Raw genomic sequence first — 15665 nt, forward strand, 5'->3', positions numbered from 1 at the left:
ATCTTACTCTCTACTGATTTTCAAATACACTACCAATGGTATCAAATTTAACAGGGACAGGCTTATCTTTAAGCGCTTTAATTTTTGACTCGTAGGCTGGCATGACTAACCGCTGCCAACTACCATTAAAAAATGTCAGTTCTTTATACCTAGATAATACCTCATCAATATAATGCATCACACGTGGCAAATAACACAGGTAATTTTTACGTTTGTTTTGAATGTCTTGCCGCGTGAAAATGCCCAAACATTTTAAGTGTCGCTGCAATCCCATTAGATCAAACCAGTATCTAAATTTATCCAAGGTGATTTCTTGACTTAATAAGCCTTGCGCTTGCGCCCTGTGATAACATGAGCTTACCCCTTGATCGACAAACTGCTTTGGCAGAGTTAAATAACAATCTTTCAATACTGATACCAAATCATAGGTAATTGGACCATTCACTGCATCTTGAAAATCAATGAGTCCTAATGTTTGATTCGGCAAACACATCATGTTTTTACTATGGAAATCTCTAAACACAAACACATTGGGCTGCTCAAGTGCGTTAACAACAAGAAGCGACTGCAATTGATGATAAGGCGCCTCCAATAGATGCAAGGTCTCTGCATCAAGTCCCAACCATTGCCAAAACCAAAGCTTCATCACATCAAGTTCAGAGGCAAATTTTGTTTTTTCATAATTAGGGAAAAGCGCTTTATCAATCTGCCAAAACTTTGGAATCAACGCCAACACCTGTTCATATTGCTTAATATTTTTTTCAGCATGCACCGCATGATAAAGTTGAGTATCGCCAAAATCATCTAATAATAAAAAACCACTTTCTTGATCATAGGCATAGCATTCTGGCGTCTGTAAATTAAAGTAACGCAAAAGGCGCGTAACCCTAAAAAACACATCAGGTTTCTCTCGATCCAATGGCGCATCCATCACAACATAACTTTTATTGTCAAGATTAACGCGATAATACTGACGGAAACTGGCATCACCAACAATTGGCACCAAGGTAGGCTCCGTGTTGGGGAACAGCGTTTTTAGCCATTCGATAATTTGCAAAAACCTAGATTGCACGACTTTTTCCTAGAAATCTAACAACAACGCGATAGAATAGCAGTAGTTTTGGTTTGATGAAACCTAGAATTCCTAGCAAACAGGCAAAAGGATATTTTTTATTCAATGAACAAATTAATGAATTTACACCGAAAAATTTTGCCTTTGGCAATGCTTTGCGCCATTCCAGGCATTGGTCTTAGCAAGATTACCATTGAAAATCCTTTACAAAAATCTTGGCAATGCAGTGTCAACGGTGACACATGGCAATGTGTTGAGATTAACAGTAATAATGCGGACTTATTTAAAAAAGGCGTGTTACCCAAAGAGAAAAAACAAATTATCGCTGATGCCTTAGGCTGGGTACCAACCAACGATCCTAATAACATTTGCGGTGGTTACTATTATCAAGTACCGATTAACAAGAACCCTTCAAATGAAGCCAAAATCAATGCTCAGCAATATCAATATGCCAGAAGCGGCACGATTACTGCCGAAGGCGCAGTTGAAGTAAACAAAGGCAATCAATATCTTGCTGCTGACAAAGCTGTTTTAAAACAAAACAAAGACAAAAAGATTGATCAGATTGACTTAACTGGCAATGTTAACTTAAGCCAACCAGGGCAACTAGCGATTGGTTCACAGGGACAAGCCAATATTAGCAATAACACTGCAACACTTGATGACACCTACTATCTAATTCGCGTACGTCAAAAGCCTGGTGGATCAATGGCGAATTTAACCTCTGACGAAATTGATAATAAAGCGAGTAACTTCACGGGTTACGCCCATGGTCATGCTAACCAAATTATTCAAAAGAGCAAAACAGATTATACGCTAAAAAAAGCAACCTATGCCACAGACAGTCCCTACGGCAATGACTGGATGATGAGTGCGACAACGATTGACCTTGATCGAGAATCAGGTCTTGGCACTGCTTACAACACCCTGTTCTATGTCAAGGATGTACCTATTTTATATTGGCCATATATGACTTTCCCGATTGACAACCGTCGCCGCAGTGGTTTTTTATATCCAACAGCGGGCTACAATAGCAACTCCGGCTATTATTTATCGACTCCTTTTTATTGGAACCTGGCACCCAACTACGATTTGCTGTTAACGCCAACCATTTATAATCATCGTGGTATTTTAATGGATGGTAACTTTCGTTATCTAACCGAAACTCAAAGTGGCAATCTCGACCTTCAATATATGCCACATGATCGGCGTAACAATACTGACCGCAAAGCACTTTCTTTTACTGATAATGGTCAGTATGGCAGAAACTGGTCAAGCTACATTAATTATCAGTACATTGGCGACAAAGACTTCTACAATGACTTTGATAGTGACAATATAGGCCTTTCAACACAAACCTTACTTGATCGCCAAGCATCTGTCAGTTACATTGACCCACACTGGAATTTCAATACCACCGTGCAATCCTATGACGTCATTGATGATACGATGTTTCTGGCAAACCGTCCTTATTCAACCTTGCCGCAAATCAATGCCAATGCCGCATACCCAGGACTCTTGCCGCACATGGACTTTAATTGGGATAACCAATTCACCTACTTTGCAAAACCTGGATTAAACGGGGTATCGCAAGTTGAAGGTCAACGTTATTATAGTGCACCAAAAGTAAGCTTCCCTTTCCAGAAAAGCTGGGGCTTTTTTACACCATCACTGACGCTCTCTGAAACAGCATATACCTTGCAAAATAGAAGTGCGGTAACGGCAACAAGCACCACCAACTTCAGCCAAAACCAATACCCTGAGCAAAACATCATTAGAAGTTTACCTATTATCAACATTGACACTGGTTTATATTTTGATCGAAAATTTAGCTTCAATAATCATAATTACACACAAACACTAGAACCACGACTATTCTACACGTACATACCGTATCAAAACCAAAGCAATATTCCGCTGTTTGATACCTCATTGAGTAATTTTAGTTACGCATCTTTATTCCAGACCAATGTCTTTACGGGAATTGACCGCATTAATAATGCCAATCAAGTTTCTTACGCACTGGAAACTTCAGTCAATGATCAAGATACAGGCATGAGCATATTAAGTGCCGGTATTGGTCAGATTCTTTATTTTGCTGATCGCAAAGTATCGTTATGCTCTGGCACAAACGCTGATTGCGCTAACTCGTACGTACCTTTCCATGACAGTACCACATCAGATGTTGCCGCATTTTTTAATTATCGCTTTTTGCCACATTGGCAACTGATGACTTCAGGCACTTACAACCCAATCAACAACAATGTCGATTCACAGACTTATCAAGTCCAATACATGCCTGATAATAACCACATCTTTAATGTGGCATATCAAAATGTCAAAAATAACTACGCAGCTTTAACCCCTGCGCAAATTCAAGCACGCACCTTACCCGACCCATTATCACAAGTGACTGTTTCAAGCATTTGGCGCTTGACACCGCATTGGTCAGTCACCGGTCTTTGGAGCTATGCATTTAATTCAAGACATACGACCAATATGTTTGCCGGCATTCAATACGATGCTTGCAGCTGGGCGATACGTTTCTTAGCACAGCGCTATGTGAACTCGTCAAGTGATCCAAACAACCCAACCAACATCACAGGACCATTGACCAATGCCTTTATTGTTCAGTTTGAATTAAAAGGCTTAGGCGGTAGTAGTGAAAGCTCGCTTGATGAGCGTCTGACCATGATCCCAGGCTATACACCAAATGGTGGGTTTAACTAGCGCTGAGAAAGACTATTCAATACCTATACCCATCGTAAATCATTTTGCGGCGCTTAATGCTGAAGAAGTTTTTGATGATTTTGAGTGATTGAAGTGCAGATAATAGCTGCCCTTGCCAGAGCCTTTGGGCGCTCATTTGCTAAAACAATGAAACTGTTCATTGTTTCTTAACGCACTCGCTATTAACAAAATTCAATCACTCAAAAGTGCTAAAAATTCAATAGTAGAAATAGTGTAAAATGGTTTGTGATGGGTATAACTATGGGTATATAATGCTTGGCATTACTAAGCTTTAGTTGACTTTTTCATGCACTTACGCACTAAATTTATAACGCTTACTAGCACTCTTATTCTCAGTTCTTTTTCATTTGCTGATACGCCTCCTGCCCTATTGCAAAAACCGGGCGTCACACATGCGCAAAACACCACCGTCAAGGGCAAACATTTAATCAATGAGATTGTTGCCATCGTCAATGATCAGGCGATCACCTTAGATCAATTAAATATTGAAGTTGCTAAAACCAAAGCACAACTGGACAGCAACCCTAATGCACAAATACCGGATAATCTCACCCTGCAACGCCAAGTCTTACAACAGCTGATTAACCAGACCATTGCCCTACAAATGGCAAAGCGCCAAGGCATTAGCGTCACTGACGATGAAGTTAATAACTCAATTGCCGAAGTAACCGCACAAAATGGCATCACATTGGCAGAGCTCAAGCAAAAGCTTAAAGCATCAAATCTTGACTACAGCACCTATTATCAAACGGTCAAAGATCAGCTTATCATTAACAAACTGCAACAACGTGCCGTTGCGGGCAAGGTTTATATCTCACCAACAGAAGTTGATAAGTACATCAAAAAGCATTTCAGTGATAATCAAACTGAATATTTAGTTAACAATATCGTCTTATCTCTACCTGATAACCCAACGACTGGAGATCAACAAAAAGTTATAGCGCAGGCGAAAGAGATTATTCAATCAATCAAAGATAAAAAAACCACCTTTGCCGATGCTGCTAAGAAATATTCACAAGCAGGCAATGCAAGTAGCGGTGGCTCACTTGACTGGAAAACACTTAATAAACTACCAAGCATCTATCAAAACGAAGTTGAAGTACTGCAAAATGGACAAATCAGTGCACCATTTATTGCTAATGGTAGCGTTCAAATTATTGAACTCGCCGACAGTAAAACACCGGAAAGTGCCAAGCACTTTGTTGAACAATATCACGTTCAACAAATCGTGATCAACACCTCTCCAGTTGTTACCGACAATGATGCAAAAGCTAAATTAATGCGCATTTTAACCGCACTTGACAACCATCAATCATTTAGTGACCTTGCCAAGGCAAACTCTGATGCGCTTGATAATGCCGATAGTGGTGGCGACATGGGCTGGATTAGCTTAAATGCTCAACCACCAGCATTAGCACAAGCGATTAAAGCCGCTAAACTAAAGAAAGTAAGCGCGCCTTTTAAGGTAAACAATGTCTGGCAAATCATTGAGGTACTCGCAAAACGCAAACAAGATGACACTGCGAATTATCAAAAAGAACAAGCGATGATGGCTTTATTTAATGAAAATGCGCAGCAAGCCTTAAAAACGTGGATGTTATCATTACGTGATAGCGCGTATGTTGAAATCGTTGATCAAAATTTAAATTTGCCTGAGGCATAAAAATACAAGAGACATTAAATGCATAAAGCCAAAAAGTCTTTAGGGCAAAATTTTTTACAAGATGAAAACATTATTGCCAATATCGTTCACCAATCTGGGATAAAGGCAGATGATGATGTTATTGAGATTGGTCCTGGTCTTGGCGCATTAACACGCCATATTCTTCAAATCACTAAAGCGATACAAGTTATCGAATTTGATGAAGATGTGATCCTGCCATTGAAAGCTGCTTGCGCGGTGTATGGCAAGCTTAATATTTGCCAACAAGATGTATTAACCGTTAACTTTAATGACTTTTATCATGGCACAAAAATAAAGCTCATTGGTAACTTACCCTATAATATTTCCTCACCTATTCTTTTTCATTTAATCGAATATGCAGCGCTTTTCAAAGATATGCATTTTATGCTGCAAAAAGAAGTGGTTGATCGTGTTGCTGCTGCGCCATCGGAGAAAAACTATGGTCGCTTAAGCGTCATGCTGCAATACCACTTCAAATGTGAAGCATTATTCACTGTTCCTGCCACCGCATTTAAGCCCGCACCAAAAGTCGAATCGCGTATTTTACGCTTAACGCCTTATAATGAATTACCATTTATTGCCAATGACTATACGCTTTTTGCCAAAGTTGTTAAACAAGCTTTCCAGATGCGTCGCAAGACTTTGCGTAACAACCTCAAGGCACTTGTTCCTGCGAGCGAACTAGATAATTTACCCGTTGATTTGACACTTCGTCCTGAAAATCTAAGCGTTGCTGATTTTGTCAAATTAAGCAATCACATCGGAGCACTGTAAATGGCAAGTTATGTGATTGGTGATGTTCAAGGGTGCTATGCTGAATTAATGCAATTAATTGATAAAATCCAGTTTAATCCCGACAATGATAAGTTGATCTTTACCGGTGATCTTGTTAATCGCGGACCACAATCGCTTGAAGTATTGCGTTTTGTTAAATCTTTAGGCAAGTCTGCCAAAGTGGTTTTAGGCAATCATGATTTATATCTTCTTGCCATTGCCTATGGTTATTTACCCACTGCTAAAAAAGACACATTAAACCCCATTTTAGAAGCCGAAGATAAAAACGAATTAATCCAATGGTTGCGACAACAGCACTTTCTTTACAGTCATAAAAAGCACTTAATCACCCATGCGGGCATCCCACCAATTTGGTCACTTAAAAAGGCCAAACGCTTGGGGTTAGAGCTTGAGTTTGTGCTGCAAACCGATATGTGCTTTCAACTTTTTATGAGCAACCTTTTTGGTAATGAGCCCGATCTTTGGCAAGATAATTTAGAAGCGGTTAACCGTTGGCGCTGCATTGCTAATTATTTCACACGCATGCGCTTATGTGATCAAAATGGTCGCTTGGATTTTTCTTTTAAGGGTGAGCTCAAAAATAAGCCTGACCATCTTGATGCATGGTTTAACATCCCTAATGCCAAAATTGATGCAAAATACACACTTATTTTTGGACATTGGGCAGCATTAAATGGTGTTAGCAACAACCCACGCTGTATCGCAATTGATACGGGTTGCGTTTGGGGTGGCAAATTAAGCGCTTACTGTATTGATACACAAGAGATTCATCAGGTCGATGCAATTAATTTAATTAAGGAGATCGAATAAATGGCAAAAATACTGGTTATTCATGGACCTAATTTAAACTTATTAGGTCAACGCGAAACGGATATTTACGGCACTGCAACATTAGACAATGTAAATAACAAGCTTATCGAGCTTGCTGAGTCAAAAAAAATGCATTGCAACTGCTTTCAGTCAAACCATGAAGGCGCGATTGTTGATCAATTGCAACAAGCTCAAGGTAATTATGACTTTATTATTATTAATCCAGCAGCATACACACATACCAGTGTTGCCATCCGTGATGCGCTTCTTGCCATCAACATTCCTTTTATTGAAACACACTTATCAAACCCTGATAAACGCGAGCTTTTTCGCCACCATTCATACCTTTCTGACATTGCCTACGGCATTGTTTCAGGTATGGGTGCTAAAAGCTATGAACTGGCAATGCATGCGGCGATTGATTACTGTCAACATAACTGCATATGACGGTTTACTGAATAATAATTAGATATAACCCACGCCTAAAAAGCTAAAACAACACGTGACATTTTGATCGTTTGCCGCAACAATGTCTGGTTGGAATGAGTTAAACAAACGTTAAATCGAAACAAAGGTTAATTAAAACAGATGGATATTCAAAAGATTGAACAACTGATCGCATTGATTGAAAAGTCAAATGTTAACGAAATTGAAATCAAAGAAGGCGAAACTTCCATTCGCATTACCGGCAGTCATCCGCAGCCGGTGCATACTTTAGCGCCACAACAATTTATTCATCACGCCCCTGCTGCTATGCCACAACAGCCTGTTGCTGCTGAAGCGCAACATGCAGCACCTGCAGCAAAGCCTTCTGACAGCCTACCACAGGGCAAACAAGTTAAGTCTCCGATGGTTGGTACCTTCTATCAATCACCTTCACCAGGTGCGGCCTCTTTCGTTACCGAAGGTCAAGCGGTTAAAGCAGGTGATACTTTATGTATTATTGAAGCAATGAAGATCATGAATCAAATCGAAGCTGATCACTCTGGTACCGTGCTTAAAATTCTTGTGGAAGATGGTTCACCCGTTGAGTACGATCAACCACTTTTCATCATTGGCTAAGCCAATTCTCATTGTATAGATATAAAAACAGTTTTTGACAGGCTTGATATGATTAAAAAACTCTTAATTGCAAATCGCGGTGAAATTGCGCTTAGAATCCTTCGCGCATGCCGTGAATTAGGCATTAAAACGGTCGCTGTTCACTCGACAGTTGATCGTGATTTGATGCACGTGAAACTCGCGGATGAAACTATTTGTATTGGACCTGCGAGCCCTACAAACAGCTATTTGCACATTCCTGCAATTATTGCTGCTGCTGAAGTCTCTGGCGCTGATGCGATTCACCCAGGTTATGGCTTCTTATCCGAAAACGCTGACTTTGCCGATGCCGTTGAATCTAGTGGCTTTATTTTTGTTGGTCCCCGCGCGGAAAGCATTCGTGTGATGGGCGACAAAGTTGCCGCAATTAAAGCGATGAAAGAAGCAGGGGTGCCATGTGTACCTGGCTCTAATGGTCCAATCAGCAAAGATCCACAAAAAAATCTAGCGATGGCGGATAGCATTGGTTACCCGATCATGATCAAAGCCGCTGGTGGCGGTGGCGGTCGTGGTATGCGTGTTGTCCGTAAAAAAGAAGACTTGCTAAAGTTTATCGAAATGACACAAGCTGAAGCAAAGATGGCGTTTAATAATGACATGGTTTATATGGAGAAATTCCTTGAGAACCCACGTCATATTGAAATTCAAGTCTTTGGTGATGGTGAAGGCAATGCCATTCATTTATTTGAACGCGATTGTTCAACACAACGTCGCCATCAAAAAGTCATTGAAGAAGCGCCTGCTGTCGGTCTTACTGACGAGCAACGTGCTGAGATCGGTAAACGCTGTGTTGATGCGTGTAAGATGCTTAAATACCGTGGCGCTGGAACTTTTGAATTCTTATACGAAAATGGTGAGTTCTACTTTATTGAGATGAATACACGTATTCAGGTTGAACACCCCGTGACTGAATCGATCACCAATATCGATTTAATCAAAGAGCAAATCCGCATTGCTTCAGGTGGCTCGCTAACATTTAAACAAGAAGACATTAAAATCACAGGACACGCAATTGAATGTCGTATTAATGCAGAAGATCCTGAGAAAATGATGCCTTGCCCTGGCAAGATTGATATCTATCACGCACCAGGTGGTCCTGGTGTGCGTGTTGATTCACACATTTATTCTCAATACTTCGTGCCACCTAATTATGACTCGATGATTGCTAAAGTAATCGTCTATGCTCGCACACGTGATATCGCTATTCAACGTATGCAAAGCGCGCTTGAAGAGATGATTATCAGCGGCATTAAAACCAATATTCCATTGCATCATAAAATTCTTGCTGAGCGCGACTTCCAAAATGGTGGTACCAATATCCACTATCTTGAGAAAATGCTCGAGCGTGATAAAGCGTAACCCCATGTTGTGGAAAGAATTATCCCTTACTTGTCTTAAAGCTAACCTTGAAGCATTAGAAGACTATCTTTTAGCACAAGGCGCTTGTTCTGTTACTTATCAAGACGCTAAAGACCAACCGATCCTTGAGCCAAAAGCCGGTGAAAATCCTTTATGGGATGAAGTGGTTTTGGTCGCCCTTTTTACTGAAGAATATCAGCTATCTGATATTGCCACATCACTTGATGAAAGTGCATTAAAACCAAATATTATTGGAGACATTCACACGCGTGAGTTTGCTGATCAAGATTGGACACGTACGTGGATGGATGGCTTCAAACCGATGCAGTTTGGACGCCGCTTATGGATTTATCCAAGCTGGTGCACACCTGAGATTCTCAGTGATGATCAAGTTAATATCCTCCTTGATCCAGGGCTTGCCTTTGGTACAGGTACACATCAAACAACTGCTTTGTGCCTTCAATGGCTTGAGCAGCATGTTACTGCCAAAGATCAGGTGATCGATCTAGGCTGTGGTTCTGGCATTTTGGCAGTTGCTGCCAAGAAGCTTGGTGCGCATGACGTCATCGCCATTGATAATGATCCACAAGCGATTCTAGCAACGCATGCTAATGCTGAGAAAAATGATATTAATGCTAATTTCGCGGCTTATCTACCCGATGCATCACCTAAGTCAATCAAAGCAGATATTTTAATTGCCAATATTCTTGCAGGCATCTTAATTGATCTTAAAGAAGTTATTGCTAACTTTATTAAACCACATGGCAAGCTTGCTTTATCGGGTATTTTACAAGAGCAAGTGGATGATATTATCAAAGCCTTTTCACCCTATTTCATATTAAATGAACCTACTCTCAAGGATGAGTGGACACTAATTTCAGGCATTCGCAAGCCGTGAAAAAACATGAAAATAGGTCAATTTCACTCAGATAACATTTTATTTTTAGCACCGATGGCTGGGGTGACTGACTTACCATTTCGTAAGCTGTGCAAAACGCATGGTGCTGGCTGGGTCGTATCAGAGATGGTCTGGTCACACAAGCATCTATATGAAACACCCAAAACACAGCGCCGTATTGATCACAGTGATGAGGTCGCCCCCAAGATTATTCAAATCGCAGGTGGGGATCCTATCATGCTTGCTGAATCCGCTGTTTTAAATGTTGATAAAGGTGCTGATATTATCGATATTAACATGGGCTGTCCGGCTAAAAAAGTCTGCAATAAATTAGCAGGTTCTGCACTGATGCAAAATGAGCAATTAGTCGACGAGATTCTCTGTGCCGTAGTGAATGCTGTGAATATCCCTGTAACCTTAAAGATCCGTACTGGCTGGAGCAAGGATAATAAAAACGCCTTAAAGATTGCACAAATTGCAGAGAATGCAGGCATTCAGGCGCTTACCATTCATGGGCGCACGCGCGATCAGAAATATACTGGTAATGCCGAATATGATCTTATTGCTGAAATTAAGCAATGCATTCATATACCCGTCATTGCTAATGGTGATATCACCACACCTGAAAAAGCCAAAGAGGTGCTTGCTTACACCCAAGCTGATGCACTGATGATTGGCAGAGGCGCACATGGCAACCCTTGGCTATTTCAGCAAATCAATGATTTTTTGCAAACTGGTCATTACCAGCCATCACCTAACTTCACACAAAAATTAAATATCATCATTGAGCATGTCAAAGCCATGCATAGCTTTTATGGTGATTACATGGGTGTGCGTTTTGCCCGTAAACATATTACTTGGTATTTTGAGCAAATTACTGAGCTTGACTTAGTCAAAGCGCGTCAACATTTTAATAAACTAACAACGCCTGAAGCGCAGATTGATTTTTTAGCTTACACATTTTAACTACAATAAGTGAGGTTACGCAATTCATCTATTTCAACACCCCGCCTCGCAAGCTCGGCACCCCTCTTGCAAAGAGGGGAATATCAAATCGCCGTCGCCCAATTCCCCTCTTTGCAAGAGGGGTGGCAGCCGTAGGCTGACGGGGTGTTTATAAAATCATAGTCTCCGCCAAACAATAATCACATGCATTAGCTCAATTAAGTTATTTCCGATGGGGATAAAATCCGCTATCCTAACCCGCATATTCATATTATGTACTTAACCTTAAAATGCTTATCAACTCTGACACAATTGCTGCAATTGCCACAGCACCTGGGAAAGGTGGCGTTGGCATTATTCGCATTTCCGGCAAAGACGCCTATGCCATTGCACATAAGATCACACAAACACCTCTTAAGGCGAGACACGCCCATTTTCTGCCATTTAAAGACGTCAATAATGAAACATTAGATCAAGGCATTGCATTGTATTTTAAAGCGCCACACTCCTATACTGGTGAGGATGTTGTTGAACTACAAGCCCATGGCGGTCCTATCGTATTAAACCTTATTTTACAAACTACTATTGAGCACGGTGCGCGCCTTGCCAAACCTGGCGAATTTACCGAACGTGCTTACCTTAATGACAAAATTGATTTAGCCCAAGCTGAAGCCATTGCCGATATGATTGATGCGTCATCTGAGCAAGCTGCTAAATCAGCCATGCGTTTATTGCAAGGAGACTTCTCTCAACATATTGACACTTTAGTTGAATCCTTAATTCATCTACGCATTCATGTTGAAGCGGCAATTGACTTTCCTGAAGAAGAAATCGACTTTTTAGCTGATGAGCATATCAAAACGCAATTACTACACGTACAGCATAATGTTGATTCAGTACTGCATAACTCCAAGCAAGGCGCACTATTACGCGAAGGCGTTGAGATCGTTATCGCTGGCAAACCCAATGCAGGCAAATCAAGCCTGTTAAATGCCTTAGCAGGCAAAGAAAGTGCGATTGTTACTGACATTGAGGGCACAACACGTGATACCTTACGCGAATACATCCAAATCAATGGCATTCCTGTGCATATTATTGATACCGCAGGGCTTAGGGTCAGCAATAATGTGATTGAAACTGAAGGTGTAAGACGCGCGCTAGAGGCAATTAAAAAAGCGGATCATATTCTATTAGTCGCTGATATTAACGACACCAAAGATAAAAAAATCACCGATCTTGCCCCTGAGTTTTTCACGCATATTCCATCACATATCCCGATTACTTATATCTACAATAAAGTTGATCTAACTAATAACAATAACGAGAATCATGACAATCATCTATATATATCTGCCAAGCATGATATTGGCATCAATAAGCTGCGCGATTATCTGCTTAAAGCCATTGGCTATGAGCAAACCACTGAAGGCGTATTTACCGCAAGAAAACGTCATATTAATGCCTTAACTAAAGCACAGGATCACCTAGATATAGCCTTTAGTCATTTAACATATAAAAATGGTGAGCTATTAGCGGAAGAATTAAATCTTGCCCAAAAGCAGCTTTCTTCGATTACTGGTGAGTTTAGCGCCGATGATCTTTTGGGTGAGATATTTAGTAGCTTTTGTATTGGGAAATAAGCTTAAACACTAGAAATTTAGATCCGGTCTGAAAGACGTATATTTTTCAATATTGTCATTCAAGCAGCACCTTCTCTAATCCACATCAAAGGATAGCAGGGGATGACTTTTGCGATTATATACTGGAATGACTATAACTAACGAAGGGTTATGGCTGATGAAAAGAAAACACCATGAGAATCGTTTTTCCTTGCGTTGAAATCTCTACAATTTGAAAAATCACCCTTTGTATCAACATCGCAACGAGTAATTGTACTTGTAAAATAATCATTGACAAAGATTGTTTTATCATCTGAGGTCAATGCCATTGATGTAGGACCAATTACCTTAGATGCCTCCGGATTTATTTTGCAACTTGAAAAGTCACCATTTGTGTCAACATTGCATTGACTAATGTTGCCAGCAAGATTACTGATAAAGGCCATTTTTCCATCTGCCGTAAATACAATAGCAGAGGGAGTAGCAATATTAGAGCCTCCCGCATTACTACAATTTGATAAATCACCCTTTGCGTTAACATCACAATGACTAACTGAATCATTGTCTTGATTAGTCACAAAAATTTTTTTACCATCTGACATTAAGGTAATTCCATAAGGATTAGTGAAACCAGTACCTCCAGAATCTCTGCAATTTGAAAAATTGCCCTCGGCATCAACATCGCAACTAGTAACTGAACTGCCATCAGCGTTAGCGATAAATGCGTGTTTGCCATCGGCTGTAAGTGTGATTCCATAGGGCTTATCGAAGTTCGTATTATCAAAAACCTTGCAATTAGCAAATAAACCAGTCGTCATGTCAACATCGCAACTACTAACTTCATTAAGTACTGAGTTAGTTACGAATACCTTTTTACCATCTGCTCTTAATGTAATGCCAAAGGGTATAGAAAAGCCTGTACCTCCAACGATCATGCAATCGGAGAATAAGCCCGTCGTCATGTCAACATTGCAACTACTAAATGAGTTGTTGACAGAACCAAGTACAATCACTCTTTTACCATCTGCACTGAACAACATATCTGCTGGCTGTACAAATTTAGCTCCAGCTGCACTGATGCAATGTGAGAAATCACCCGCTGAGTTAAGATCACAATGGGTAATCTGGTCATCCTTATTGCTATCTATCACATACACATGTTTACCATCTGCTGTTAATGTGAGTTTAAGAGGGGTGACCAAACCTGTCGCGCCACTATCGACACAACCTGAGAAAACACCCTGTGGATCAACATCACAATGAGCAATATGACTATGTTTAGAACTATTAATTATAAAAGCTTTTCTACCATCTGCTGCTAATGCGAGTTTTCCAAGACCAGAAAGTCCGCTAAGAACAGTTCTGCAATGTGAAAAATCACCCACCGCATCAACATTGCAACAAGAAATGGTATCGTTACCATGATTAACAACAAATACCATTTTCCCGTCTGCTGTAAATTTGATACTCTCTGGTTTATCAAACGTGTTCCCAGCAATGGTACAATTTGAGAAATCCCCCACCGAATCAACATTACAACGAGTAATTGTATTGTCAGCCAAATTACTAATAAATGCTATTTTCCCATCTGCTATAAGGCTGATCGCATCGGGATCGTTAAGTCCTACGACGCCAACATCGGTACAATTGGAAACTTTGTCTGTCGCGGTATTAATATCGCAACGGCTAACCATATTTGCTGTTCTATTAGTTACAAATATTTTTTTGCCATCTCCTGAGAAGCTCATACTTGTAGGAAATACCAACCCAAAAGATAAATTACCATTTATTAAGGATCTATTTTCATCAAGATCAAAATGTTTGATCATCCCGTCGAGCGATATAGAAAATAGCTTAGGTAAAACCACTGTTTTAGTGCTTACAATTACCTCATGCCGCTCAGAATATGATAGCGTATAGGATAACACAGCATTTTTCCCAACATTAGAAGCAAAGCTACCTTGTATAACGCAAGTACCATTTGCAGGAATAGTTTGACTGCCCTTACAAGTATTAGATATTTCCGTAAAGTCAGATGGTGCTTGACTTATACTTACCCCAATCGCTGAATAGCTTGAACTAACATTTTTAAACTTGAACTCGACAGGGTAGGAAACCACCTCATGAGTATAATCTGGCAAGCCTGTGACAACCTCCCCTTCAATAACTGGATCTCCAACATTCACAGTACTACTTCCAAGCACCGTACCACTCACATTAAAAGTTAATTTATGCTGGCATGGTCCTTCATCTGGTGCAACCAATCCAATTGTATATACTTCATTCGCAATAATGCTTTTATTGTAAGTTAATGCCATTGGCTTTGCACACTGCGCTCCTGAGACACTATCTGTAATTATTAAAGAATAGTCCTTATCTTTACCAACACCGCTTAGTTCTTTTAACTCTAATGTTCCAACAGCTGAATTACTTCTATTCACAAATTGTGGCATCGCAAGGTCAAGCTCCTGAGATTGCCCCCCATTATTGGCATTACTCTTGCCACTGGTCCCATCACCTCCTCTGCCACAACCACTAAATAGCATCATACAACAAAGAGTAAACATCAAAATAAATCTTTTTTTCATAGAAATTCCCAACTCAGCTAGTTTAAAAAACCATCGGATTATA

General features: G+C 40.2%; 12 protein-coding genes. 10 read left to right on the top strand and 2 right to left on the bottom strand.

Annotated features, from left to right (window positions below; all coding sequences use genetic code 11):
* Positions 1–10 precede the first annotated feature (10 nt).
* Positions 11–1072 (bottom strand): aminoglycoside phosphotransferase family protein, encoded by a 1062-nt coding sequence (locus F3D68_RS08475; RefSeq protein ID WP_151194008.1) that lies wholly within the window; start codon positions 1070–1072, stop codon positions 11–13.
* A gap of 117 nt (positions 1073–1189) precedes the next feature.
* Here F3D68_RS08475 and F3D68_RS08480 point away from each other — a divergent pair, with 117 nt between their 5' ends.
* The 10 genes from F3D68_RS08480 (at position 1190) to mnmE (ending at position 13055) form a co-directional block, all read left to right on the top strand.
* The gene (locus tag F3D68_RS08480) at positions 1190–3802 is read left to right on the top strand and encodes an LPS-assembly protein LptD (RefSeq protein WP_191092766.1); all 2613 of its coding nucleotides are present in this window, start codon (positions 1190–1192) and stop codon (positions 3800–3802) included.
* Positions 3803–4193: 391 nt separating this feature from the next.
* Positions 4194–5486, top strand: a complete 1293-nt coding sequence (locus F3D68_RS08485; RefSeq protein ID WP_191092767.1) for a peptidylprolyl isomerase — start codon at positions 4194–4196, stop codon at positions 5484–5486.
* Between the two features lie 18 nt (positions 5487–5504).
* On the top strand, positions 5505–6281 hold the full coding sequence (gene rsmA, locus F3D68_RS08490) for a 16S rRNA (adenine(1518)-N(6)/adenine(1519)-N(6))-dimethyltransferase RsmA (RefSeq protein WP_151194011.1): 777 nt from the start codon (positions 5505–5507) through the stop codon (positions 6279–6281).
* Positions 6282–7112 carry a symmetrical bis(5'-nucleosyl)-tetraphosphatase gene (locus tag F3D68_RS08495; protein ID WP_151194012.1) on the top strand — a complete coding sequence of 277 codons (831 nt, stop codon included), beginning with the start codon at positions 6282–6284 and terminating at the stop codon, positions 7110–7112. It abuts the gene before it with no gap.
* A complete protein-coding gene (gene aroQ, locus F3D68_RS08500) occupies positions 7113–7559 on the top strand; it encodes a type II 3-dehydroquinate dehydratase (protein ID WP_151194013.1) in 447 nt (148 codons plus the stop codon).
* A gap of 141 nt (positions 7560–7700) precedes the next feature.
* Positions 7701–8174 carry an acetyl-CoA carboxylase biotin carboxyl carrier protein gene (gene accB, locus F3D68_RS08505; RefSeq protein WP_151194014.1) on the top strand — a complete coding sequence of 158 codons (474 nt, stop codon included), beginning with the start codon at positions 7701–7703 and terminating at the stop codon, positions 8172–8174.
* Positions 8175–8222: 48 nt separating this feature from the next.
* Positions 8223–9572, top strand: a complete 1350-nt coding sequence (accC, locus tag F3D68_RS08510; RefSeq protein WP_151194015.1) for an acetyl-CoA carboxylase biotin carboxylase subunit — start codon at positions 8223–8225, stop codon at positions 9570–9572.
* 4 nt (positions 9573–9576) lie between these two features.
* Positions 9577–10470, top strand: coding sequence for a 50S ribosomal protein L11 methyltransferase (prmA, locus tag F3D68_RS08515; protein WP_151194016.1), 894 nt, complete (start codon positions 9577–9579; stop codon positions 10468–10470).
* A gap of 6 nt (positions 10471–10476) precedes the next feature.
* A complete protein-coding gene (gene dusB / locus F3D68_RS08520) occupies positions 10477–11436 on the top strand; it encodes a tRNA dihydrouridine synthase DusB (RefSeq protein ID WP_151194017.1) in 960 nt (319 codons plus the stop codon).
* Between the two features lie 269 nt (positions 11437–11705).
* Positions 11706–13055 (top strand): tRNA uridine-5-carboxymethylaminomethyl(34) synthesis GTPase MnmE, encoded by a 1350-nt coding sequence (gene mnmE / locus F3D68_RS08525; protein ID WP_151194018.1) that lies wholly within the window; start codon positions 11706–11708, stop codon positions 13053–13055.
* Between the two features lie 137 nt (positions 13056–13192).
* Here mnmE and F3D68_RS08530 read toward each other — a convergent pair whose 3' ends face one another.
* Positions 13193–15622 carry a beta-propeller fold lactonase family protein gene (locus F3D68_RS08530; RefSeq protein ID WP_151194019.1) on the bottom strand — a complete coding sequence of 810 codons (2430 nt, stop codon included), beginning with the start codon at positions 15620–15622 and terminating at the stop codon, positions 13193–13195.
* Positions 15623–15665: the final 43 nt, after the last annotated feature.

It is taken from the genome of Cysteiniphilum sp. JM-1 (assembly GCF_008711525.1).
In the GTDB taxonomy this organism is placed as follows: Bacteria; Pseudomonadota; Gammaproteobacteria; order Francisellales; family Francisellaceae; genus Caedibacter.

Excerpts from the sequence above, each read along its gene's own strand:
- F3D68_RS08480 (WP_191092766.1), top strand. The coding sequence starts at position 1,190 with ATGAATTTACACCGAAAAATTTTGCCTTTGGCAATGCTTTGCGCCATT.
- rsmA (WP_151194011.1), top strand. The coding sequence starts at position 5,505 with ATGCATAAAGCCAAAAAGTCTTTAGGGCAAAATTTTTTACAAGATGAA.
- F3D68_RS08495 (WP_151194012.1), top strand. The coding sequence starts at position 6,282 with ATGGCAAGTTATGTGATTGGTGATGTTCAAGGGTGCTATGCTGAATTA.
- aroQ (WP_151194013.1), top strand. The coding sequence starts at position 7,113 with ATGGCAAAAATACTGGTTATTCATGGACCTAATTTAAACTTATTAGGT.
- accB (WP_151194014.1), top strand. The coding sequence starts at position 7,701 with ATGGATATTCAAAAGATTGAACAACTGATCGCATTGATTGAAAAGTCA.
- accC (WP_151194015.1), top strand. The coding sequence starts at position 8,223 with ATGATTAAAAAACTCTTAATTGCAAATCGCGGTGAAATTGCGCTTAGA.
- prmA (WP_151194016.1), top strand. The coding sequence starts at position 9,577 with ATGTTGTGGAAAGAATTATCCCTTACTTGTCTTAAAGCTAACCTTGAA.
- dusB (WP_151194017.1), top strand. The coding sequence starts at position 10,477 with ATGAAAATAGGTCAATTTCACTCAGATAACATTTTATTTTTAGCACCG.
- mnmE (WP_151194018.1), top strand. The coding sequence starts at position 11,706 with ATGCTTATCAACTCTGACACAATTGCTGCAATTGCCACAGCACCTGGG.
- F3D68_RS08530 (WP_151194019.1), bottom strand. The coding sequence starts at position 15,622 with ATGAAAAAAAGATTTATTTTGATGTTTACTCTTTGTTGTATGATGCTA.